Genomic DNA, 23,153 nt, shown 5'->3' on the forward strand with positions numbered 1-23,153 from the left:
AACCGTAATAATACGCCCGTGTCAGTTAAAATAACACACGCGTGCTAGCATCTTCACGTGCCGCGACTCGTTGATCATGACCGGCGGCGGGCCGAGCTCGGCGAGGCCGCCGTCCGGGTGATCCTGCGCGAAGGTCTCGCCGGGGTGACCGTCCGCGGGGTCGCCGCCGAAGCCGGCTGGTCCACCGGGTCCCTGCGGCACTACTTCGGCAACCAGCACGAACTGCAGGCCTACGTCGTACGGGCCGCCACCGACGCCCTGCGTCTGCGGGTCCTCCCGCGCGTCCAGCGGCCCCGCACGCAGGGTTCGGTGGTCGAACGGATCGCCACGATCGTGGAGGAGATGCTGCCGCTCGACACCGAGCGGCGCGAGGAGTACGCGCTGTGGTCGGCGATCGTGGAATGGGAGCGCCGGCACCCTCCGGAGGGGGGTTCGGTGACGTGGAGCGACCAGCGGGCGCTGTACCGCCAGTGCGTCGCCGCCATGCGCGGGTACGAGTCGATCCGCGAACCGGACCGGGCCACGTTCCCGCACCCCGACGCCCAGGTCGAGCTCTGGGCGGCACTCCTGCACACGTTCGTCGACGGACTCGCCGGCCAGATCGTGAACACCCCCGGCGAGGTGTCCGCCGACACCGCCGCGTGGCTGCTGCGTTCACTGCTGCAGGCCGTGCCTCACGAAGGACCGGACCGGTACGCGCACCGGCCGTGAGCCGGCGGCGCGGCGCGTCTCAAGCTCGACTTCGTCAACGCCGGCGCCGCCCCCGGCGTCCGGCACTCCGGGGCACCCCGCGAGCAGGCCTACCGGGACGCGCTCGCCCTGATCCGGCGCGTCGCGGGCCCGGAGGTCTACCTGCTCGGCAGCGCGGCCCGGTTCACCTGCCCGGTCCTCGTCGAGAACGACTGCAAGCTCGCCGCCGTCGCCGAACGCCGGCAGGGCGCCGCGCAGGACGCCGACGACATCGTCTACCTGCTGGCGGGCATGCGGACCGGGGCCGGCCTCATCCTCGACGGCGGCTACTCCCGCTCCGCCGACCTCATCATCGATCCCCTGGAGCAGGAGCTACGCCGCCTCTGCCTGCGCGTCCCCGAGATCAGGGCGTCCGATCTCGGCGCGGACAGCGTCGCCCTCGGCGCGTTGCGCGTCGCCCTGGACCAGGTCGACGCGCAGCTGTTCACCGACGGGATGCCCGCACCCCTCACCCTCCACGCCTGAGATCGTCCGTCTCGCCGGCCGCCTCCTCGTCCGGAGGCGTCCGGGCCGGCCGGCAGTGCCGCCCGCAGCCGCCGAACCGCGCCGAGTCGATCGGGGTGAAGGAGGTGGCCGGCACGCCCTTCAACGCGCCGATCATGGTGTCCTTCCAGATCGGCCCGGGCACGGTGGCCCCGAAGACGGCGCCGTAATGCCTGCCGCCGATGGTGACGCCGTTCAGCTTGTGCGCGATGGCGCCCCGGGGGTCGCCGATGCTCACCGCGCCGGCCAGGTCCGGGGTGAACCCCGCGAACCACGCGCTCGCCTGGTCGTCGTTGGTGCCGGTCTTGCCGGCGGCGTCGCGGCCGATGCCGCCCACCGCCCGCATCGTGCCCTTGGTGAACACCCCCGACAGGATGTGCGCCGTGGCGTCCGCGATCCCGGGATCCAGCACCCGGCGGCACTTCGGCCGGTGGCCGGTCGCCCTGCCGTTCCGGTCGGTGACGCGGGTGACGACCATGGGAGCGCAGTACTTCCCGCGCGCGCCGATGGCGGCGTAGGCGGCCGCGACGGTCACCGGGTCCATCTCGTTGATGCCGAGGGTGAAGGTCTCGTACTCCCGCAGCTTGCGGTCGTCGGCGCGCTTGATGCCCAGCGACCTGGCGGTCCGGACGGTGTCGCACAGGCCGACACGGCGTTCGAGTTCCATGAAGAAGGTGTTGACCGACTGCCAGGTGCCGGTCTGCAGAGACTTGAAGCCCGGAGATCCCTCGTCGTTGGTGACGGTGTGCGTCGGGTCGCCGATGTTCTCGCCCCGGCAGTTCTTGAAGTCGGCGTAGCCCGAGGCGCGGTAACCGTTTCCGACGGTGAAGCCGTCGTCGATCCTCATGCCCTGCTTCAGGGCCGTGATCAGCGTGAAGGTCTTGAACGTCGAGCCCGCCTGGAACCCGCCGATGCCGCCGTGGTCGGTGTCGGCCACGATGTTGTACGACATCTCGTTCCTGCGCGCGGAGGTGCCGTACTCGCGGCTGGCCGCCATGGCCTTGATCATCCCGGTGCCCGGCTGGACCAGGGCCTCGGCGGCGACGGGGTCGTCGGAGGCGTGGACGTGTTTCCTGACGGCCTTTTCCGCCGCCGCCTGCATGCGGGGGTCCAGCGTCGTCCTGATCGTCAGGCCGCCGCGGTAGAGGAGCCGGGCGCGCTCCTCCGCGGTCCTGCCGAACGCGGGATCGCGCAGGAACTCCTCGCGCACGTACACGCAGAAGTAGGGGTACGGGCTGGCCGTGCAGTTGCCGGGCAGGGGAGTGCCCCGGTAGCCGAGCTTTTTCGCCTTGGCCGCGGCGGCCTGCCGCGGGGTGATCGCGCCGAGTTCCGCCATCCGGTCGAGCACGACGTCGCGCCGTTCCAGCAGCCTTCGCCGGTTCTCCCCGCCGCCCTCAGGATCGGTGGCGGTGGGCAGCTGCACGGCTCCGGCCAGGGTGGCCGCCTGCCACAGGTTGAGCCGGGAGGCGCGCACGCCGAAGAACCGCCGGGCCGCCGCCTCGATACCGTTGGCCCCGGCGCCGAAATAGGCGATGTTGAGGTACTTCTCGAGGATCTGGTCCTTGGTGTACTTCCGCTCGACCCCCATCGCGTAGCGCAACTCGGTGAGCTTGCGCGCGTAGCTGGCCTCCAGGGCCTTTTCCTTCTCCTTCTGGGTGACGGCCGTGTTCAGCAGCACCTGCTTGACGTACTGCTGGGTGATGCCGGACCCCCCCTGGCTCACCCCTCCCGAGGAGAGGTTCTTGGCCAGGGCCCGCACCGTGCCTTCGAGGTCGATCGCGCCGTGCTCGTAGAAGCGGTAGTCCTCGATCGAGACGATGGCCGCCCTCATGACGCCGGACACCCGGCCGAGCGGTACGACCTCGCGGTACACGTCCCAGAACTGCGCGATCGGGCGGCCCCTGGCGTCGAGGACGGTCGTCTTCTCGGCGAGCGGCGGCTCGGTGAGCTCCGCGGGATTGAGGTCGAGCCCGTCCGACGCTCCGACGATCACCGCCCCCGCGCCTCCCACGGCGGGCAGCGCGAGCCCGGCCGTCAGCACCCCCACTGCCGTCGCCGCGCCGGCCAGACGCACGATCTTCGCCCCCGCTGACAATCGGGTCCTGGCCGGGCGCGGGCGGTGCACCCGCCGGACGGCGGCGTCGTCCGGCTCCTGGCCGAAGAGGTTCATCCTTCGCCCCCGGCGCGCATCGGACGAACGGGACGGGGGAGCGCGGCGAGAGAGGTGATCCCCGGCCCCTTACGCTGTCCCGGCATCAGAGCCTGCCGAGGCCGCGGGCGAGGATGGTGGCGGTCTTCGCGATGACCCTGTCCTCGACGGCGCCGCCCACGGTCCTGCGGTTGGTGTAGATCGACATGATGACGGGGGCGGCCGACCGGCCCGGCCAGACCACCGCGATGTCGTTTCCGGCCCCGTACCTGGAGCTCGTGCCGGTCTTGTCGCCGATCGTCCAGGTCCTGGGCAGGCCCGCGCGGATGCGGGCGTCCCCGGTCGTGTTCGCGATCAGCCAGGCGTTCAGCCGCTGCCGGTCCTTGGCGTTGAGGGCGTTGCCCGTCGTGACCGCGCGCAGGTCACGGCCCATGGACGCGGGCGTCGTGGTGTCGCGCCTCTCCTTGGGGCTCCAGTCGTTGAGCCCGGTCTCCCAGCGGTCCAGCCGGGAGACCGGGTCCTTCAGCGTCCGGAGGTACCGGGTCAGGCCGGCGGGGCCGCCGATCTGCCTCAGCAGCATGTTGGCCGCGGTGTTGTCGCTCTGGGTGATGGCCGCCTCGCACAGCCGCGCGACGGTCAGCCCGCCCTTGACGTGCTTTTCGGTGACCGGGGAGTGCTCCTGCAGATCGGCGGCCGTCCAGCGCACGACCTTGTCCATCAGGCCGGGTTCGGAGGTGCGGGCCCTGTGCAGCACGGCCGCGGCGGCCATCGCCTTGAAGGTGGACAGCATCGGGAAACGCTCGCCCGGCCGGTAGCCGATCGTCGCGCCGGTGGCGGTGTCGACGGCGTACGCGCCGATCCGGCCCTTGAAGGACGCCTCCAGCGCGCGCAGCTCCTTCGCGGCCCGGATCTGGCCCGGCGCCGGTGCCGTCGCGGGCGCTGCCGGCGCTGCCGGGACGGTGGACGTGGCAGTGGGCAGGGTGGTGGACGTGGCAGTGGGCAGGGTGGTGGACGCGTGGCCGGTCGCGGTGACCCCCGCCATCGGGACGAACGCGAGGGAGGTCAGCGCCCAGAGCGTGGCGCGTCGGAGAAGCCGGGTGGGCACGGCGGGATGCCTTCCTGTCGTGGATCTGGGGCGCAGAGAAGTCTCACGCCGGCATCCGATGCCGTCAAAGACGGAAATAGGCAAATCTATGCTGAAATGGCATACAGCCAGGTTGTGGAGGTCTTCCGGAGCATGCCGCCCAGCCGGTGGCGTATCCACGATCCGATGGTCTTTCGCACCGGTCTCACGCCCGCGCCAGTAACGCTCGTGCGCCGGGGGTGATCGTCGTGTGGAACGCCGCGTCCAGTTCGGCCGGTGTGGCGTCGATCTCCCCGTCCACCCACTTGCGCACCAAGGCCATGAACGCCCCGACGGCGCAGGTGACCACCAGATCGAGCGAGGCGCCGGCGCGCCCGCCCCGGGCGAGCAGCTCGTCGCGGATGACGGCCTGCAGCAGTTGCTCGCCGTGGGCGATCACCATCTGGCCACCACGGCGTCCGAGCAGTGCCCGCACCAGCCTGCGCTGCTCCTGCACGTGCTCGAACATCGCCAGGCTGAAGCCGAACAGCGGGCCGTCGGCACTCGGGGCCGGATGCAGAAAGGCGACCTCGTCCAGGTTGGCGAACAACACGGCCTGCTTGTCGGCGAAGTGGGCGTAGAAGGTCGAGCGCCCGACGTCGGCGCGGTTGATGAGGTCGGTGACGGTCACCGGCTCATACCCCTTCTCCAGGATCAGCTCCACCAGCGCGCGCTGGATCGCCTGCCGGGTGCGCCGCACCCGCCTGTCGGTGTTTCCGGACACTTCACCGGTCCTGTTCGGTATGGCACAGCAAGGCGGAAGTGGTTGTTGACCCCGTCATGCTAACGAACGGATCATTCATTATTGAACAGGTTGTTCGAGAGGAGAACAATAATGGGACTGGGAAGATTGCTCCACAATCACGCCGAGCACGCAGACGAGGGCGGGACGATCGATCACCCCCGCGCCTACGACATCGCGGCGAACATCGGCCTGCTCGGGCGACGGCGCGAGATCTTCACCCGCCTGGCGGCGCTGTCCGGAACCCGGCCGGGCGACCAGGTGCTCGACGTCGGCTGCGGCACCGGCTACCTGACCCGGATCCTGGCCCCGCTCGTCGGCCCGGCAGGCCACGTGACCGGCGTCGACCCCTCACCACCCATGATCGGCCATGCCCGCCGTCGCGCCCCGGGCAACTGCTCCTACGTCGCGGGCGCCGGGCAGGCGCTCGACCTGCCCGACGCCTCCTTCGACGTGGTGGTCTCCAGCCTGGCCGTCCACCACATGCCGGCCGCCGAGCGAGGCGCCGCCGTAAGGGAGATGTTCCGGGTACTGCGGCCGGGCGGACGGCTGCTGATCGCCGAGTTCCGCCCGCCCGCCAACCACCTGCTCGCCCATCTCGTCGGCACGGTGTCGGGCCCCGCGATGCGACACAGCCCGCGGGACCTGCTCGGCGACCTGATCCCCGACGCCGGATTCCACCTCATCGACGAGGGCGACCTGCCGGTCATGCTCTACTACGTCCGCGCCTCGCGCCCCTCGGCCTGAGGAGCGCGACGGATCGGCCCGAGGAGCGCGACGGATCGAGAGGGCGGCCTGCCCGGCAGGATCGTCGCGGCCGCACCGGTGTCTCGCTATCTGAAAGTGCGCAGGCGCAGGCTGTTGCCGACCACGAAGACCGAGGAGAACGCCATCGCGGCCCCGGCGATCATCGGGTTGAGCAGGCCGAGCGCGGCCAGGGGCAGGGCGGCCACGTTGTAGGCGAAGGCCCAGAACAGGTTGCCCTTGATGGTGGCCAGGGTGCGGCGTGACAGCCGGATGGCGTCGGCGGCCACCCGCAGGTCGCCGCGGACCAGGGTGAGGTCGGAGGCCTCGATGGCCGCGTCGGTGCCGGTGCCCATGGCCAGGCCCAGATCGGCTTGGGCGAGCGCCGCGGCGTCGTTGACGCCGTCACCCACCATGGCCACCGACCTGCCCTCGGCCTGCAGCCGCTTGACGACGTCGACCTTGTCGGCGGGCAGCACCTCGGCGATGACCTCGGTGATGCCGACCTCGGCCGCGACCGACCGCGCGACGGTCTCGTTGTCGCCGGTGAGCAGCACCGGCCTCAGGCCCAGGGCGCGTAGCCGTCGGATCGCCTCGGCCGAGGTGGGCCTGACGGTGTCGGCCACCGTCAGGACCGCGCGAGCCTGGCCGTCCCAGCCGACCGCGACGGCTGTGCGGCCCGCCGCCTGCGCCTCGGCGAGTGCCCGCTCCAGGCCGGTGGGCAGGTGCTGGGACCACTCGGCGAGCAGCGCGGGGCGGCCCGCCAGGACGGCGTGTCCGTCGACGACGCCCTGTACGCCGAGCCCTTCGCGGTTGGCGAAGTCCTCGGGGGTGGGCAGCTCGCCCACGCGTTCGGCCGCTCCTCGGGCGATGGCCTGGGCGATGGGGTGTTCGGAGGCGTGCTCCAGGGCACCCGCCAGGCGCAGCACCTGCGTCTCGTCCTCGCCGTCGGCGAGATGGACGCCGGCCAGGGTCATCTTGCCCTCGGTGACGGTCCCGGTCTTGTCGAGCACGACGGTGTCGACGGCGCGGGTGGATTCCAGCACCTCCGGGCCCTTGATCAGAATGCCGAGCTGGGCGCCGCGCCCGGTGCCGACGAGCAGGGCGGTCGGCGTGGCCAGGCCCAGGGCGCACGGGCAGGCGATGATCAGCACGGCCACCGCGGCGGTGAAGGCCGCCCCGGCCCCGCCGCCGGTTCCCAGCCAGTAGCCGAGCGTGCCGACGGCCAGTGCGATCACGACTGGCACGAAGATCCCGGAGATGCGGTCGGCCAGCCGCTGGACCTGGGCCTTACCCGTCTGAGCGTCTTCGACCAGCCTGGCCATCCGGGCCAGCTGGGTGTCGGATCCGACGCGGGTGGCGCGGATGAGCAGGCGTCCACCGGCGTTGACGGTCGCGCCGGTCACCGCTTCGCCGGGGCGCACCTCCACCGGCACCGATTCGCCGGTGAGCATGGAGGCGTCGACGGCGGAGGTTCCCTCTTCGACCACGCCGTCGGTGGCGATCTTCTCGCCGGGCCGGACGACGAACCGGTCGCCCGCCTTGAGCTCCTCGGCGGGAACGCGGGTCTCGACGCCGTCGCGCAGTACGGCGACGTCCTTGGCCCCCAACTCCAGCAGCGCCCGCAGGGCGGCGCCCGCGCGGCGCTTGGAGCGGGCCTCGAAGTAGCGGCCGGCCAGGATGAACGCCGTCACTCCGGCGGCGGCCTCCAGATAGATGTTGCCCGAGCCGTCGGTGCGCTCGATGGTGAAGGCGAACGGGTGGATCATGCCAGGTGTGCCCGCCGTACCGAGGAACAGCGCCCACAGCGACCAGCCGAGTGCGGAGACGGTGCCGAGCGAGACCAGGGTGTCCATGGTCGCGGCACCGTGGCGCAGGTTCGTCCAGGCTGCCCGGTGGAAGGGCCAGCCGGCGTAGACGACGACCGGGGCGGCCAAGGTGAGCGACAGCCACTGCCAGTTGACGAACTGCAGGGGCGGGATCATCGACATGGCGATCACCGGCACGGCGAGCACCACGGAGGTGATCAACCGCTGGCGCAGCGACTGAAGTTCGTCGGCCGGTTCGCCGTCTGCCTCACCGGGCGCGGTGTCGCTCTTCGGCTCGGCGGGCAGTGTGGCGCTGTAGCCGGTCTTCTCCACCTCGGCGATCAACGTCTGAGGATCGACGCCTTCGCCGAAGGTGACCTTGGCCTTCTCGGTGGCGTAGTTCACGGTCGCGCTCACGCCGTCGAGCTTGTTGAGCTTGCGTTCGATCCGGTTGGCGCACGACGCGCAGGTCATGCCGCCGATCGAGAGTTCAACCGAGCCGCTGGTGGTCGGCGGCTTGTCATCGGTGAGGGGGGACATCACCTGCTCCTTTCGCTCGTCATGCCAGGTGTCAGTGCTCGTGGTCGCCGTGCGAGGCGGATGCGGTCGGCGTGGCCGCCGCCGGACTCGGCGTCGTGGCCGGGGCGGGGAGTTCGCCGGCGCGGACGGTGAAGTCGGCGGTGCGCACGGTTCCCTCGTGCTGGAAGTCCAAAAACAGCCGGTAGTCGCCGCGGCTGGGCACCTCGGCGTAGAAGGTGATCTGCGGGCCCGGCGGAGTCTTACCGTCACCTGGTTCCCCGTCGGGGTGCACGTGCAGGTAGGCCAGGTCTCCGGCGCGCAGGGCGACCAGGTGCCCATAGGCGCCCAGGTAGGGCTGCAGGTCGGTGACGGGCCCGCCGTCCTTGCCGACCTTGAGGGTGAGCTTGCTGGAGGCGCCGGGAGTCAGCTCCCCGTCCAGGGTGACGGTGTAGCCGTCGACCGTGGCGGTACGGCTGGTCGCGGGCAGCGCCTCGGGTTCCTGGGCGCCGGGGGCCTGCAGGTCGATGCCCAGGGTCAGTCCGCGGCCACCCTCGGGGGCGAAGTCGGCGAACGCCCGGTAGGTGCCCGCCTCGGGCACGGTCAGCTTCACCGACCACACGCCGTCGCCGGTCGGTTCGGGATGCAGGTGCTGGAAGCTGCCCAGATCGCGAGAGACCACGATGAGGTGCAGCTTCTTGCCGTGCTCTGTCCGGTAGGCGGTGACGGGCTTTTCGTCGGGGCCGATCACGCTGAACCGGAAGTCCGTCGTCTTGCCCGGCTGGAGCGTGGTGGCCTGGGGGAGGAGGGTGTAGCCGTCCTGGGACACTTGCAGACCTCCGGGAACGGGCTCGCCGGTCGCGGCCGGGTTGGGAGCCGGTTCGGTGTGGGTTGCGTGCTCGCCCGCCTGGCTCGCAGCCGGGGTCGCGTGGGTCGTGTGAGCCTCCGCCGCGGGGGCGGGACCGGTCGCACCCACCGCGTTGCCGGCCCCCAGAGCGCCGCCGAAGATCACGACGAGTCCGAGGGCGTAGGCGCCCAGCCTGGCCGGTGTGTTCATGACGGGGTCACCACGTCGTATCCGGCTTCGGCGACCGCGGCCGTGATCTGCGCCGTGTCGATCGGGTTTTCGCTGTGGACGCTCATCAGGCCGGTAGCCAGATCCACGTCGACGCCGGTGACGCCAGGGACCTCGCCGACCTCTTCTTTGACGGAGGTGACGCAGTGGCCGCAGGTCATGCCCGTGACGGTGTAGGTGGTGATGGTCATGGCGATCACTCCTTGTGTTTGCTGGGTTTCGTCGATCAGGAACGAACGAGGCGGGCGATGGCCTCGGTGGCCTCCCTGACCTTCTCCTCGGCCTCGGCGCCGCCCTTGGCGGTGGCCTCGGCCACGCAGTGCGCCAGATGCTCCTCCAGCAGGGACAGCGCGAAGGACTGCAGGGCCCGGTTGGCCGCCGACACCTGGGTGAGGATGTCGATGCAGTACTTGTCCTCCTCGACCATCCGCTGCAGTCCCCGCGCCTGCCCCTCGATCCGGCGCAACCGCCGTAGATGGTCCTGCTTGTTGTGGGTGTAGCCGTGCATGTCCCCGCCCTTCGTCGTCACCTCCTACAACAGGATACCCCCGTATGGTATTCCGAAGGTTTTGAGAACATCGGGCGCAATCCGCGGCGACGATCCGCCGGGCGCGTCGCAGACGCGCCCGGCGGATCCGTCACACACCGGCCGGCTGCGGCTCCTGCGGCCGCGTTCGCGCCGCCCGCTTCGGCGTGCGCATGAGCAGCAGGGTCAGCACGGCACCGGCGGCGGCCACGGCCGCGGCCCCGATGAAGGCGGCCTGGAAACCTCCGGTGAGCGCGGGCAGGTTCCCCAGCTGCGCGGCCCCCCGGGAGGTGGCGATCGCGGTCATCACGGCCAGGCCGAGCGCGGAGCCGACCTGGTAGGTGGTGTTGACGATCCCCGAGGCCAGACCGCTCTGCTCAGGCCGCACCCCGGACATGGCCGACATCATGGCCGGGATGTAGGCCAGGGACATGCCGACCGCGGCGATCAGTGAGGCGGGCAGCACGTCGACGGCGAACGTCCCACCCGGCCTGGCGAGCGACAGGCCCGCCAGGCCCACCGCCAGGACGAGCAGGCCGGCGACGATCAGCGGCTTGGCACCGAACCGGCCCAGCAGCCTCGCGGTGACGCCGATCATGAAGATCATGATGGCGACGGTCATCGGCAGCAGGGCCGCGCCACTGGGGAAGGCGCCGTAGCCGAGCACCTGCTGCAGGTAGAGGTTGAGGAAGTACCACATCGGGATCCAGGCCGCCCCCAGCAGGGCCATCGCGAGGTTGGCGGTGGCCAGGCCGGGCGTCCTCCATACGCGAAGCGGCATGAGCGGCTCGCGAACCGTGCGCTGGATCACCAGGAACAGCGCCAGCAGCGCGACCGCTCCGGCGAGTTCCACCAGCGTGGTGGCCGAGCCCCAGCCCTGTTCGGGGGCCTGGACGATGGCGTAGACCGCCAGGGCGACACCGGCGGTGACCGAGATGGCACCCAGTACGTCGACCGAGCCGCGCCTGCCCGAGACGGCGGGCAGCAGGGCGGGGACGGCCGCGAGGGTGGCCAGGCCGATCGGGACGTAGATGATGAACACCCAGGGCCAGCTGAGGTATTCGGTGATGACGCCGCCCAAAAACACCCCGGCGGTGCCGCCCGCCGGCGCCGCCGCGCCGTACAGGGCCATGGCCTTGCCCAGCTCACGCGGGTCGTGGCCGAAAAGCATCATGAGCAGGGTCATCGAGGCGGGCGCGATGAGCGCGCCGCCGACGCCCTGGACGCCGCGGCCGAGGATCTCGACCCAGGCCTCGCCCGCCAGCGCGGCGACGACGGAACCGATGATCAAGATGATCCAGCCGGTGGTGAAGACCCTGCGGGCGCCGAACAGGTCCGACAGCCGGCCGCCGAGCAGCAGCAGGCCGCCGAAGGCGATGACGTAGGCGTTGAACACCCACTGCAGGTCGCCGGGGGAGAACCCGAGGTCGCGCTGTATGTCGGGTAGCGCGACGCCGATGATGGAGGTGTCCATGATGACCATGAACTGTGCGGCGGCGAGCACGATGAGTGCCTGCCACCTGCGGGGATTGACGGCGTTCATGCCGCACTCCTGATTCCTCGCATCCATGCCGTGGTGGCAGGATGCGTCATGGGGTTGGGTGTGATGTCGAGTCCGACCGGCCCCGTGGGTGGGCGTGCATGCCAGTGCACGCCCACCGTTTGTTCTCTTGGGCGAAGTCGCTCTAGGAGGCGCTGGCCGGCGAGGGGGTGACCAGCGCGTAGCCCGCCCGGTCCACGGCGGCGCGGATCTCCTCGTCGGAGAAGCCCGCCCCGCTGACGGTGACGGCGCCGGTGGCCAGGTCGACCTGAACGTCGCTCACGCCGCCGACCTTGCCGATCTCGCCGGAGACCGAGGAGACGCAGTGCCCGCAGGTCATCCCGCTGACCTGGTAGACGCTCCCGCCGCCGGTCTCCACCTGCGCGGAGGCGCTCTCCGCGGTGCCGCACGCGCATGCCGTGCACATAAGGGTCTCCTCTCACGAATACCCCAGTGGGGTATCTCGGTTTGCGACTTCAACATACCCCCTGGGGGTTAAATTGCCAACGGGGTCGGAGCGTGCGGCGCCTTCGCCGACATCGCCACCGGGGGAGGACGGCGGGAACTCGGCGACGTCCACGTCCGGGAAACCGCAACGGGCGGAGCGTGAGCGGTGAGTTCGCGGGCCGGTGGCGCGGAGGGCTCGGGTTCCGCGCGGGCTCGCCGAGCTCGGTGGTGGCCACGCCCGCCGGGCGCGCCCTCGTGAGGATTTCGAGGGCGCGCTACTTCGGCGTCGCGTGAGGGTCCGGCGGGGTGGCGACCAGGATCGCCTGTGCCGTCGCGATGACGACGCGGGCGGCCTCGCCCGTCTCCATGCGCCCGGTGCGACTCTCCTCCGCGGCGCCTTTCAGGATGTAGTGCAGCACGTTGATCAGCCAGGAGATCGGCAGGTCGGTGCGGAACACGCCGTCGTCCTGGCCGCGGCGGATGAGCTCTTCGACGCGTCGCGCGGGGGCGGCGTGCAGCTCGCGGACGCGCCCGGCGGGAAGGGCTTTCTGCGCGGCGCTCGACAACGCCATGGACTCGGCGACGAGGGACCAGCTGGAGTCGAGCAGCCGGGCCAGGGCGTCTCGTGCGTTCCCGGTGAGATCGACGGACGACAGCGCCTCCTCGCCGGCGCGCAGTGCGTCGACGAGCGCGGCCTCGACGAGTTCCGCCCGGGTGCGGAAGTGGCCGTAGAGCGTCATCCGGCCCACTCCGGCGGCCTTGGCGATGTCGTCGACGCTCGCGTCCGGATCGCTGCTCAGGCGTTCGCGTGCTGCGGAGACGATGCGGGCGATGCTGCGTTCGGCGTCCGCGCGCCGGCGCGGACCGGCAGAGACGGTAGGCATGCCACCACCTTAACTCGTACGCAGATATACGTGTTACTCTCACGGCTCGAAGTCGTACACAACCATACGAGTTAGCCGGAGGCTCTCGATGACGCACCATGAGATCCACGAACCATCTCCGCCGAACAGCTCGGCTCATCCGTCGCGATGGCGCATCCTGGCCTTTCTCGGGGTGGCCCAGCTGATGTTGATCCTTGACGTCACGGTCGTGGCCATCGCGCTCCCGCACATCGAGACCGACCTGGGCCTGAGCCGTGAGGCGCTGACATGGACGGTCAGCGCGTACACGTTGACGTTCGGCGGCCTGATGCTGCTGGGCGGGCGGCTCGCCGACCTGGTCGGGGCCAGGCGAGTGGTCCTCGCCGGCCTGCTGATCTTCACGGTGGCGTCATCGGTGACCGGGTTCGCCGACTCCGCGGGTGTGCTGCTGGGCGGCCGCATCGCGCAGGGACTCGGTGCGGCGCTGCTGTCTCCGTCGGCCCTGTCGCTGCTGGTGACCCTGTTCGACGGTGCGGAGCGGAACAAGGCGCTCGGCATCTGGTCCGCGCTCGGCGGTGGGGGCGCGGCTCTCGGCGTGCTGCTGGGGGGACTGCTCACCGCAGGTCCGGGCTGGCCGTGGGTCTTCTACGTCAACGTGCCCATCGGGCTGGTGATCCTTGCCGCTCTCGCCCGGATGCTGCCGCGCCACGGGGTGGCCGCGCCCGGAGCTCGGCTTGACGTGCTCGGTGCGCTGCTGGTCACCGCCTCGTCCGGTGCGGTGATCTACGCGATCACTCGCGCCGGGGACCACGGGTGGCTCACCGCCACGACCGGGTGGCTCCTGCTGGCGGCCACGCTGGGCTATCTGGCGTTCGTGGCCAGGCAGAAGACCGCGAGGTCGCCCCTGATGGACGTCGCGCTGCTGGTTCGGCGCCCGGTGGCCACCGGCACGTTCCTCATCGTGATGGCAACGGCGCTGATGATCGCGGTGTTCTTCCTCGGCACGTTCTATTTCCAGCACGCCCAGGGCTTCGGCGCCCTGCAGACCGGTCTGCTGTTCCTCCCGGTCGCGGTGGCGACGATGCTCGGGGCCGACCTCACCGGCCGGGCCATCGCCCGGGCCGGGGCGCGCCGGCTCGCCGTGGCCGGGTTGCTCGTCGCCGCGGTCGGCATGGCCGTGCCCGCCCTGTCGATGCATACCGCGACCGTGGTGGCGGGTACGGCGCTCGCGGCCGCCGGGACCGGCGCGCTGTTCGTCGTCGCCTCGGCGACCGCTCTGGGCCAGGTGGCCCCGCACGAGTCCGGCGTCGCCTCCGGCATCGTCAGCACGTTCCACGAGTTCGGCGCCTCCATCGGAGCCGCCGCCGTCTCCAGCGTCGCGGCGGCCAGCCTGATCGGGGACACGCTCTCGGGGTTCACCGGCGGCTACGTCCTCGCCGCGGTCGCCGCAGGTGCCGCGGCCCTCGTGGCCGCCGTCCTGACGCCCGGCCGGGCCGGTCCCGAGACCGGTTGAGCCGCCACCGCACGCTCACCCCGTCCGGATCCCGGGTCCGGGCAGGCGTTCGAGGCCTCACGTGCGGGGGCCGGGGCGCCGTGCGGTACCCTGGCCGGCCGGGTCAGAGACCGGCGAAGAACTCCCGTACGTCCGCGACCAGCATGTCGGGCTGCTCCAGCGCGACGTAGGCGCCGCCCTTGTCGAACTCCGTCCACCGGGTCACCGTCGTGTCGCGCTCGGCGAAACGGCGGACGGTGACGTCGCCGGGGGTGACCACGCACGCCGTGGGGACGGTCACCCGCTCCTTCGGCCCCCAGGCTCCGGGGTCGTGGGCCACGTCGTAGTAGCTCTGCGCGATCGATCCCGAGGTGCCGGTGAACCACTGGACGCTGACGTCGGTGAGGATGCGGTCGAGGGAGAAGGCGTCCTCGGGCAGTTCCGACTTCGGGTCGGTCCATTCCTTGAACTTCTCCACCACCCAGGCCAGCTGGCCGGCGGGCGAGTCGTGCAGGCCGTACGCGATGGTCTGGGGCCTGGTCGACATGATGACGTTGAACCCGAACCCGTCCTGCATGAACCGCTGGATGGTCGCCATCCGCGCCTGCTCGGTCTCGGTGAGGCCCTCGAGGTCGTCGCCGGGGAAGGCCACGTAGGCGTTGACGTGCAGGCCGATCAGCCGGTCGGGAACCTGGCGGCCGAGTTCGACGGAGAGGTTCGCGCCGCCACCGCCGCCGTGCGAGCCGTACCGGTCGTAGCCGAGCCGTTCCATCAGCTCGGCGAACGCCGCCGCGGTCCGTTTGACGGTCCAGCCGGTGGTGGTGAGCGGGCTGGAGAACCCGAAGCCCGGCATGGCGGGTACGACGAGGTGGAAGTCGCGTGACAGCGGTTCGAGGACGTCGAGCAGGCCTATCGTCGCCCCGGGGTTGTCGTGCAGGAGCAGGAGCGCCTTGGCGTCGCGGCGTTCGGAGCGGATGTGCTTGAAGTGGACGGTCTGGCCCTGGATCTCGGTGGTGAACTGCGGCCACCGGTTCAGGTCGGCCTCGGCCGCGCGCCAGTCGAAGTCGCGGGCCCAGTGGCCGGCCAGCCTCTTGAGGTAGTCGACGGGCACGCCGCGGCTCCAGTTCGCCCCCGGGATCTCGGGTGTCCAGCGGGTGCGCCGCAACCGCTCCTGGAGATCGTCAAGCTCGGCCTGTGATACTTCGATGCGATAGGGCCGGATTGCGGTGTTGTCTGTCATGGCGTTCATCCTGCCGATCCGGCCCTGGCGGTCACCAGTGTCCGGTGCACCGGACGAATCCGCAGCATGCATGTCCTTGTCATGCATTGTGCACAGGGGGCGTATGAAGCTGGAACCGCAGGTCGCGCGGGCACTGGTCGCGGTCATGCTGCTCGCCCTGCTCGGCGGCAGGCTCGGTCAGATCGTCCACTCCGCCGCCGGGTCGCCGCACAGGGTGACCGCGGCTCTCCTGGTCGTCGCGCTGATCGCGGTGCACGGCCTGCTGGTGTTGCGCGAAAGGACACGCCCCGGCCCGCTGGTGGCGGTGGAGGCGGTGCTGACCTTCGGGTCCTTCCTCGTCGTCGGAGACATCTGGGGTCCGGTCGCGGGCGTCCTGGGCTCGGCCGTGCTGCTGACCCTGGCCGCTCCCGCGTCCTGGCTGCTGTTCGCGCTGGTGGTGGTCGCCGACACCGGCATCTCGTACCTGTACTACCAGGACGCCGTGGCCGTCGCCGCGCGGACGGTGACCGATCTGAACGTCGGGCTCACCCTGTTCGCGCTGGTGGTGCTCGCCGATCGGGTACGGCTGGCGAGCGCGCAACGCCGCCGGCTCGCCGAGCTCGCGGTGGCCAGGGACCGCCTGGACACCGTCGACAGGCTGGGTGAGACCATCGGAGCGGACCTTTCGGCCATCGTGGACTCGGTCCGCGGCCTCGGCGCCGCCATGACGGCGGGCCCCGAGGCCACCGGAACGGCCCGTGTTCTCCGGCCCGACGAGATCTGGACGGGCCTGACCGAGGTCGTACGGCGGGCCCGGCGGTCACTGGCGGCCGCCCGTGAGATCGCCGACACCCACCGGCGGACCCTTCCCGCCCCCGGTCCGGCCGAAAGCGCGCCGGTCCCGGTCATGTTCCGGTTCGCCTGGTGGACCCTGCTCCTCGTCGTGGTCAACTACACGGCCATCACGCTCGCCAACCTGACCCAGAACCGCTCTGCCGACACGGCGGGATGGGCGGTGGCGGTCGCCGTGCTGGTCGTCTCCGGCGGGTTGCAGCTCTACCACGGCGCACCCCGCCGCGACGCGTCCGCCCCGCGCGCCTGGCCGTGGACCCTGTCGGCGCACGCGCTCCTCCTGGCCGCCGGCGTCACGATGTACGGCCTGGCGCTGATACCCCCCGCCTTCCTGGCGGTCGGTGCCGCGATGGTGCGGATGCGGCCGCGCCCGTCACTGGTCGTCGGCGGGCTGAGCCTGCTGGGCCTGGCGCTCGTCCCGGACCCGGACCCCATCACCAGCCGCCTGTACTGGCTGTCCGGGCTCGTCATGGGGGCCGCCTCCGCCTACTCGCTGTGCCGCCTGCCCGAGGTGACGAGGCGTCTGAACGAGACCGGGGACCGGCTCGCCCGGATGGCCGTGCAGCAGGCCCGTCTGCGGGTCGCCAGGGACGTCCACGACCTCCTGGGGTCCGGCCTTTCGGCGATCGTCCTGAAAGGCGAGCTCGCCGCCCGGCTCCTGGAGTCCGACCCCGACCGGGCGCGCCAGGAGGTACGCGAGCTGCTGCCCGTCGCGCGGCGGACTCTGGGCGAGGTGCGTGCCATCACCGGCCCGCCCGCCCGGCTGGTCTTCGCCGACGAGCTGGCCGCCGCCCGCTCGTTGCTGGAGGCCGCCGGTGTCAGGCTGTCGGCCGACGTGTCGGCGCCGCTGCCCGCCGGCGCCGACACGTTGCTGGCCACCGTGCTGCGTGAGGCCGCGACCAACGTCGTGCGGCACTCCCGCGCCGGGTTCGCCTGGGTCGAGACAGCGCGCCAGGACGGCATGGTACGGCTCCGCGTGTCCAACGACGGCCTCGGCAGGCGGCCCGAGCCGTCCTCGCGGCGGGGGACCGGACTGGACAACCTGGCCGAGCGCGCCGTGGAAGCCGGTGGGCGGCTGGTGGCCGGGCCGGAGGGCGACCTGTTCGTGCTCACCGCCGAGGTGCCCCTCTAGAGCCAGCCCGCCTCGGTGGCGATGCGGATGGCGTCGACCCGGTTGCGCGCGTCCAGCTTGGTCACCGAGGAGGCCAGATAGTTGCGGACGGTGCCGTACGTCAGGTGGAGCCGCCCGGCGACCTCCCGGGGGGTCGCGCCGCCCGCCGTCAGGCGGAGCACGTCCTGCTCGCGGTCGGTGAGCGGGTTCTCCGGCATGTCCAGGGTGGTGTAGGCGAGCTGTGGATCCATGACCCGCCCGCCCGCGGCCACCGTGCGGATCGCCGCCACCAGGTCCTCGGGCCGCGAGTCCTTGAGGATGAAGCCGGACACCCGCGCGCTGATCCCGCGCCGCAGGTTGCCCGGCCTGCCGACGGCGGTCAGGATCAGGGTCCTGCAGCCGGGGAGCAGGCGATGTAGCTCGGCGGCGGCGTCCAGGCCGTCCATGCGGGGCATCTCGATGTCGATCACCGCGACGTCGGGCCGATGCTCCAGGGCGGCGGGCACGATCGCGTCGCCGTACTCGACCTCCGCCACGACCTCGATGTCACCCTCGAGCCGCAGCAGCCCGGCCAGCGCCTCCCGCAGGATCCGCAGATCCTCCGCCAGCAGCACTCTGATCATCCGACACCCCTTGCCAGAGGATAGTGCCATCGTCGGCGCACCGGCATTCCGGGCGGATCGACCACCGGCCGGCCGGTGGTGACCGGCGACGGCCGGGCCCCGGACACGACAGCGGCCCGGGAGAGATCCGTCATCGTGCTTCGCGTACCCCGAGAATGTACGTCGCGGTGAGCGCGACGGCACGGTCCTCGTCATGTGACAGGTCCGCGAGGGCGCGTGATGCCGTGATTCCCGGGATGTCCGCGAGCGCCTGGGTCAGCCGCAGGCGTGCGGGCGGTTCGGTGGTGCCGTGGGCGAGGCGGTCGACGAGCCCGGCGGCGATCCGCTCCGCCGACGCCGGGCGAGTCGCCAGCGCGCTCAGCGCGTCGGCCGCGTCGACGTCGTTCGTCCCCTCGACGACCATGTCGATGAGGGTCGGGACCGCGTCGGCCACTCCACGTACCCCGAGCGCCAGAGCGGCGTACCTGCGGACCACGATGTCGGGGTGCGCGAGGGCGTCCCGCAGCAGTGCGGTCGCCGCACCGTCCGGGATCTCGGCGATGGACCGGACGGCACGTTCGCGCACCTCGGCCGCCGGTGAGCCGAGGCCCTCCGCCAGCAGCGCCGGCCCGCCGTCGCCCGACCGCGCCAGAGCCCATCGAAGGGCTCCGGCGACGTTCGGGTCCGTCTCGCTCAGCGCCGCCTCGACCAGTGCCTCCACCGGCACCGAGACCTCTTCGACCGAGGACAGGGCCGCGCGCTGGCGCTTCCCGGCGCTCTTCGAGCCCAGCGCCTGCAGGAGGGCGACGGTCTGGAGGACGTCCTCCCAGCCGGCCGGTTCGGCGGCATCGATCCGGCGCAGTCGCGTGAGCAGCTCCGTCTCACCGGCGATGCGTTCTCGCGTCCGGCGGATGAGGTCGTCGACGAGCGCCGAGGGCGTGAAGCCGGGGTCGTCGAGCGCGCGCCCGACCTCACGCAACGACAGCCCCAGCGACCGCAGGCTCTCGATATGGAAGATCCGCCGGATGTCCTCGCCGGAGTACTCCCGATAGCCGGCGCCGGTGCGGCCCGTCGGCCGCACCAGGCCGAGCGAGTCGTAGTGCCTGAGCATGCGGGCGCTGACCCCGGACCGTCGTGCCACATCACCGATCAACACTGCCTGTCACTCCTCCTGGCCGCTCCCGCCCAGGGCCACGACGCGCTTCGCCTGCTCGATCGCGAACTCGAACCCGGCGTCCGGGTCGCGCGACAGCCGTTCCGTGGCGGTCGCGTGCGCGCGCACCCGGGGGTCGGGATCCGTCGTCGCGGCGCGCAGGGCCGGCAGGATCACCTCGCCCAGCGCGACCAGCGCCCGGCTGAGGCTCAGCTGCGTCTCCCGTCCGCCGCGCCCGAGCTGTGTCGACAACACTACGGCCAGCTCGGGCTCCTCGCCTTCGGGCACGAGCACGACCGCCGCCCGCCAGGCGCTCCGCGCCACCTCGTCGTCGGCGTCGGACAGCAGCGCCCGCGTGATCGCCGGCCACGCCCGCCGATCCCCGATCTTGGACAGCGTGTGCAGCGCCTGGCTCCGTGCCTGCGCGCGCTGCGAGCCGACCTCGTCGAGAAGCGCCGGGACCGTCGTCGACGCCGGGTGGCGGGTGAGGGCCCACGTGAGCATGTCGCGTACGTAGAACTCGGGCTCGATCGCGCATCGCTCGACGAGCTCGCCGACGAACCGCGGGTCGGGGGTCGTGCCGGCCGCCAGCGCCGCCCGCAGCCGCACCGACGGGTTGTCGTCCTCCAGTCCCCGCAAGGTCCGGATCAGGTTCGTGTCCTGGTTCTGCATGGTCATCGGGACCACCTCCTCGGCCCCAGTGAAGACCTTGTCACGGTGTCAAGGTCAAGCGGGGACGCGTAGCGAGATCACCGGGCGCCCTCCGGGCCACCGGGTTCGGTGCCCGCCGGGTCACTCCGGCGAGCGCGGACCCGGACGGCGGCCGTTCGGGCCCGGCCGTCTCACGCGACTTGGGCCCGGCCGTCTCACGCGACCGCCTGGGCGTCTCACGCGACTTGGGCCCGGCCGTCTCACGCGACCGCCTGGGCGTCTCACGCGACTTGAGCCTGGCGTCTCATGCGACCGCCCGGGTGTCTCACGCGACCGCCCGGGTGTCTCACGCGACCGCCCGGGCGGCGGCGCGGCCGGCCTGGCGGCCGGAGAACAGGCAGCCGCCGAGGAAGGTGCCCTCCAGGGCGTTGTAGCCGTGCACGCCGCCGCCGCCGAATCCGGCCGCCTCTCCGGCGGCGTACAGGCCGCTGATGGGGGTGCCGTCCGCGCCGAGGGCGCGGGAGTCGAGGTCGGTCTGGATGCCGCCGAGGCTCTTGCGCGTCAGGACGTGGAGCTTGACGCCGATCAGCGGGCCGGCCTGCGGGTCCAGGATGCGGTGCGGGGTGGCGGTGCGGCTGAGCCGGTCCCCGAGGAAGCGGCGTGAGTTGTGGATGCCCTGCACCTGGGCGTCCTTGCTGTAGGGGTTGCCGATCTGCAGGTCGCGGGCCACGATCTGGCGGCGCAGCTCGCCGGCGTCGAGCAGTGGTTCGTCGGTCAGGCCGTTCATCTTCACCACCAGCTCCTCCAGCGTGGCGGCGACGACGAAGTCCGCGCCGCGCCGTTTGAAGGCGTCCACCGGAGCGGGCGCGCCCTTGCCGAAGACCCGGTTGCGCAGCACCGCCCTGCGGTCTCCGCCGGTGATGTCGGGGTTCTGTTCCGAGCCCGACAGCGCGAACTCCTTCTCGAGGATCTTCTGCGTGAGAATGAACCACGAGTGGTCGTATCCGGCGATGTCGGGGGTGGTGCGCAGGTACTTGAGGGTGCCGAGGGTGTCGTAGCCGGGCAGGTACGGGGCCGGCAGGCGGCGGCCCAGCGCGTCGAACCACATCGACGACGGTCCGGGCAGGATCCGGATCGCGTGCCCGGGCCAGACCGGGTCCCAGTTCTGTACGCCCTCGGTGTAGTGCCACATCCGGTCCTCGTTGACGATCCTGGCCCCCGCCGTGGCGCTGATGGCCAGCATCCGCCCGTCCACGTGGGCGGGCACACCCGTGATCATGTGTTGCGGGGCGGTGCCCAGCCGCCGGGGCCAGTAGCGGCGCACCAGGTCGTGGTCGGCGCCGATCCCGCCGCTGGTGACGATGACCGCCTGCGCCGTCAGCTCGAAGGAACCCGTCACCTCGCGGCTGGAGGACACCCCTCGCGGCGAGGCGTCGTCCATCAGGACGCTCCCGCGCACCCCGGTGACGGCGCCGTCCTGGACGACGAGCTCGTCGACCCGGTGACGGTGGTGGAACGTGAGCAGTCCCGCGCCGGCCGCCTGCTCGGCGGCGCGCATGAACGGGCCCACCACGCCCGTTCCGGTGCCCCAGGCCACGTGGAAGCGGGGTACGGAGTTGCCGTGACCGTCGGCGCGCAGGCCGCCGCGCTCCGCCCAGCCCACCACCGGCGTCAGCTTGATGCCCTGGGCGTCTATCCAGGAGCGCTTCTCGCCCGCGGCGAAGTCGACGTAGGCGCGGGCCCAGCGCGCCGCCCAGAGGTCCTCGTCCTCCAGGCGGTCGAACCCGGCACTCGCCTGCCAGTCGCTCCACGCCAGCTCGAAGGAGTCCCTCACCCTCAGGCGGCGCTGCTCGGGCGAGTTCACGAGGAACAGCCCGCCGAAGGACCAGTACGCCTGCCCTCCCAGGTTGGCGGCGTTCTCCTGGTCCACCAGTGCCACCTTCCGGCCCTGGCCGGTCAGCTGCTGCGCCGCGACCAGCCCGGCCAGGCCCGCACCCACGATGATGACGTCCGCGTCCATGGCGGTACTCCCTTGCTCAAGCACCCCGTCGGTCCCGTCAGGGGGCGTGTCGATGGTAAGGCGACCGCCTGATCACTACGTAACCGGCCTGATCACTGCATTCGCCGCATTCGCTGCATGACCGGCTCGATCACCGCATGGCGGCGGACCCGGACGGCGGTCCGCCCTGCCCGGCCCGGGCGGCGATCGCCCGTCCCAGGTCCAGGGTGGTGCCCCGGCCGTGGAGGTCGGGGGTGAGCGGGGCCTCGTCCGGGCCCGCCGCGAGGACGTCCTCGATCGCGCCCAGCAGGTGCGCGCCGGCGTCGGGGTGCCCGAGGTGGTCGAGCATCATCGAGGCGCACCAGATCTGCCCGATCGGGTTGGCGATGCCGCGGCCGGCGATGTCGGGCGCGGAGCCGTGGACCGGTTCGAAGAGACTCGGGCGGGTCCGGTCGGGGTTGATGTTCGCGCTCGGGGCGATGCCGATCGTGCCGGTGCAGGCGGGGCCCAGGTCGGAGAGGATGTCGCCGAAGAGGTTGCTGGCCACCACGACGTCGAACCGGTCCGGGTGCAGGACGAAGTTCGCCGCCAGCGCGTCGATGTGGCACTTGTCGTAGGTGACGCCGGGGAACCGCTTCCCCATCTCCTCGACCCGTTCGTCCCAGTAGGGCATCGAGATCGAGATGCCGTTGCTCTTCGTGGCCGAGGTGAGGTGGCGGGCCGGCCGCCGTCCGGCGAGTTCGAAGGCGTAGCGCAGCACGCGGTCGACGCCCACGCGGGTCATCACCGTCTCCTGCAGGACGGTCTCGCGCTCGGTGCCCTCGAAGATCCGGCCGCCGATGCTGGAGTACTCGCCCTCGGTGTTCTCCCGGACGACGACGAAGTCGACGTCGCCGGGCTCGCGGCCCGCCAGGGGGCTGCGGACCCCCGGCATCAGCCGGCAGGGACGCAGGTTGACGTACTGGTCGAACGTGCGGCGGAACAGCAGGAGGCTGCCCCACAGCGAGACGTGGTCGGGGACGACCTCCGGCCAGCCCACGGCGCCGAAGAAGAGGGCGTCGTAGGAGCCGAGGGTCTCCTGCCAGCCGGGCGGGAGCATCGTGCCGTGGCGTTGCCAGTACGCGGCGCTGGCGAAGTCGAAGTGGTCGAACCGCAGGTCGAGGCCGAACACCCCGGCGGTCGCCTCCAGTGCCCGCAGCCCCTCGGGGACGACCTCCGTGCCGATCCCGTCGCCGGGGATCACGGCGATCCGGTACGAGGGCGCTGTCATCGGTTCCTCCCGCGTCATCGCTTCCTTTCGCCTCATCG

General features: G+C 71.6%; 21 protein-coding genes. 5 read left to right on the plus strand and 16 right to left on the minus strand.

The features are described 5' to 3' along the window. Positions 1 to 57: 57 nt before the first annotated feature. Positions 58 to 711 carry a TetR family transcriptional regulator C-terminal domain-containing protein gene (locus AB0F88_RS26250; protein ID WP_362689248.1) on the plus strand — a complete coding sequence of 218 codons (654 nt, stop codon included), beginning with the start codon at positions 58 to 60 and terminating at the stop codon, positions 709 to 711. Positions 712 to 852: 141 nt separating this feature from the next. Beyond that, positions 853 to 1,215 carry an ROK family protein gene (locus tag AB0F88_RS26255; RefSeq protein ID WP_362689588.1) on the plus strand — a complete coding sequence of 121 codons (363 nt, stop codon included), beginning with the start codon at positions 853 to 855 and terminating at the stop codon, positions 1,213 to 1,215. On the opposite strand, the gene AB0F88_RS26260 is transcribed toward AB0F88_RS26255, so the two are convergent. The 3 genes from AB0F88_RS26260 to AB0F88_RS26270 form a co-directional block, all read right to left on the minus strand. Beyond that, positions 1,199 to 3,403 carry a transglycosylase domain-containing protein gene (locus AB0F88_RS26260; RefSeq protein ID WP_362689251.1) on the minus strand — a complete coding sequence of 735 codons (2,205 nt, stop codon included), beginning with the start codon at positions 3,401 to 3,403 and terminating at the stop codon, positions 1,199 to 1,201. The genes AB0F88_RS26255 and AB0F88_RS26260 overlap by 17 nt on opposite strands. A gap of 85 nt (positions 3,404 to 3,488) precedes the next feature. Next, positions 3,489 to 4,487 (minus strand): class A beta-lactamase, encoded by a 999-nt coding sequence (bla, locus tag AB0F88_RS26265; protein ID WP_362689254.1) that lies wholly within the window; start codon positions 4,485 to 4,487, stop codon positions 3,489 to 3,491. A 184-nt stretch (positions 4,488 to 4,671) separates the two neighbouring features. After that, positions 4,672 to 5,229, minus strand: a complete 558-nt coding sequence (locus tag AB0F88_RS26270) for a TetR/AcrR family transcriptional regulator (protein WP_362689257.1) — start codon at positions 5,227 to 5,229, stop codon at positions 4,672 to 4,674. A gap of 111 nt (positions 5,230 to 5,340) precedes the next feature. On the opposite strand from AB0F88_RS26270, the gene AB0F88_RS26275 reads away from it, so the two are divergent. After that, positions 5,341 to 5,994: a methyltransferase domain-containing protein gene (locus AB0F88_RS26275; protein ID WP_362689259.1), complete on the plus strand. Its 654-nt coding sequence runs from the start codon at positions 5,341 to 5,343 to the stop codon at positions 5,992 to 5,994. Between the two features lie 86 nt (positions 5,995 to 6,080). Here the strand turns inward: AB0F88_RS26275 and AB0F88_RS26280 are convergent, their stop codons facing one another. From AB0F88_RS26280 to AB0F88_RS26310, 7 genes are all read right to left on the minus strand, one after another. Then, on the minus strand, positions 6,081 to 8,339 hold the full coding sequence (locus AB0F88_RS26280; RefSeq protein WP_362689262.1) for a heavy metal translocating P-type ATPase: 2,259 nt from the start codon (positions 8,337 to 8,339) through the stop codon (positions 6,081 to 6,083). 31 nt (positions 8,340 to 8,370) lie between these two features. Beyond that, a complete protein-coding gene (locus tag AB0F88_RS26285) occupies positions 8,371 to 9,372 on the minus strand; it encodes a hypothetical protein (protein WP_362689265.1) in 1,002 nt (333 codons plus the stop codon). Then, complete coding sequence (locus tag AB0F88_RS26290) at positions 9,369 to 9,581, minus strand: cation transporter (protein WP_362689268.1); 213 nt, start codon at positions 9,579 to 9,581, stop codon at positions 9,369 to 9,371. Before AB0F88_RS26290 ends, AB0F88_RS26285 begins: the two co-directional genes overlap by 4 nt. Positions 9,582 to 9,616: 35 nt before the next feature. Beyond that, positions 9,617 to 9,898, minus strand: coding sequence for a metal-sensitive transcriptional regulator (locus AB0F88_RS26295; RefSeq protein WP_362689591.1), 282 nt, complete (start codon positions 9,896 to 9,898; stop codon positions 9,617 to 9,619). A gap of 130 nt (positions 9,899 to 10,028) precedes the next feature. Continuing rightward, entirely contained in the window at positions 10,029 to 11,459 is a 1,431-nt protein-coding gene (locus AB0F88_RS26300; protein WP_362689271.1) for an MFS transporter, read from the minus strand. A 142-nt stretch (positions 11,460 to 11,601) separates the two neighbouring features. After that, complete coding sequence (locus AB0F88_RS26305) at positions 11,602 to 11,883, minus strand: heavy-metal-associated domain-containing protein (RefSeq protein ID WP_362689274.1); 282 nt, start codon at positions 11,881 to 11,883, stop codon at positions 11,602 to 11,604. A gap of 295 nt (positions 11,884 to 12,178) precedes the next feature. After that, complete coding sequence (locus tag AB0F88_RS26310; RefSeq protein ID WP_362689277.1) at positions 12,179 to 12,787, minus strand: TetR/AcrR family transcriptional regulator; 609 nt, start codon at positions 12,785 to 12,787, stop codon at positions 12,179 to 12,181. Between the two features lie 88 nt (positions 12,788 to 12,875). On the opposite strand from AB0F88_RS26310, the gene AB0F88_RS26315 reads away from it, so the two are divergent. Further along, positions 12,876 to 14,279, plus strand: coding sequence for an MFS transporter (locus AB0F88_RS26315; protein ID WP_362689280.1), 1,404 nt, complete (start codon positions 12,876 to 12,878; stop codon positions 14,277 to 14,279). A 103-nt stretch (positions 14,280 to 14,382) separates the two neighbouring features. On the opposite strand, the gene AB0F88_RS26320 is transcribed toward AB0F88_RS26315, so the two are convergent. Next, the gene (locus AB0F88_RS26320; RefSeq protein ID WP_362689283.1) at positions 14,383 to 15,498 is read right to left on the minus strand and encodes an epoxide hydrolase N-terminal domain-containing protein; all 1,116 of its coding nucleotides are present in this window, start codon (positions 15,496 to 15,498) and stop codon (positions 14,383 to 14,385) included. A gap of 103 nt (positions 15,499 to 15,601) precedes the next feature. Between AB0F88_RS26320 and AB0F88_RS26325 the strand changes: the two genes are divergently transcribed. Then, a complete protein-coding gene (locus tag AB0F88_RS26325; RefSeq protein WP_362689286.1) occupies positions 15,602 to 17,461 on the plus strand; it encodes a histidine kinase in 1,860 nt (619 codons plus the stop codon). Here the strand turns inward: AB0F88_RS26325 and AB0F88_RS26330 are convergent. From AB0F88_RS26330 to AB0F88_RS26350, 5 genes are all read right to left on the minus strand, one after another. After that, positions 17,458 to 18,063, minus strand: coding sequence for a response regulator transcription factor (locus AB0F88_RS26330; RefSeq protein ID WP_362689289.1), 606 nt, complete (start codon positions 18,061 to 18,063; stop codon positions 17,458 to 17,460). The genes AB0F88_RS26325 and AB0F88_RS26330 overlap by 4 nt on opposite strands. A gap of 130 nt (positions 18,064 to 18,193) precedes the next feature. Then, a complete protein-coding gene (locus AB0F88_RS26335; protein WP_362689292.1) occupies positions 18,194 to 19,198 on the minus strand; it encodes a MerR family transcriptional regulator in 1,005 nt (334 codons plus the stop codon). 6 nt (positions 19,199 to 19,204) lie between these two features. Continuing rightward, entirely contained in the window at positions 19,205 to 19,873 is a 669-nt protein-coding gene (locus AB0F88_RS26340) for a HEAT repeat domain-containing protein (protein WP_362689294.1), read from the minus strand. 319 nt (positions 19,874 to 20,192) lie between these two features. After that, positions 20,193 to 21,866 (minus strand): FAD-binding dehydrogenase, encoded by a 1,674-nt coding sequence (locus tag AB0F88_RS26345; RefSeq protein WP_362689296.1) that lies wholly within the window; start codon positions 21,864 to 21,866, stop codon positions 20,193 to 20,195. A 130-nt stretch (positions 21,867 to 21,996) separates the two neighbouring features. Continuing rightward, on the minus strand, positions 21,997 to 23,115 hold the full coding sequence (locus AB0F88_RS26350; protein WP_362689298.1) for a tartrate dehydrogenase: 1,119 nt from the start codon (positions 23,113 to 23,115) through the stop codon (positions 21,997 to 21,999). Positions 23,116 to 23,153: the final 38 nt, after the last annotated feature.

Source organism: Streptosporangium sp. NPDC023963 (assembly GCF_040639135.1).
Lineage (GTDB): Bacteria > Actinomycetota > Actinomycetes > Streptosporangiales > Streptosporangiaceae > Streptosporangium.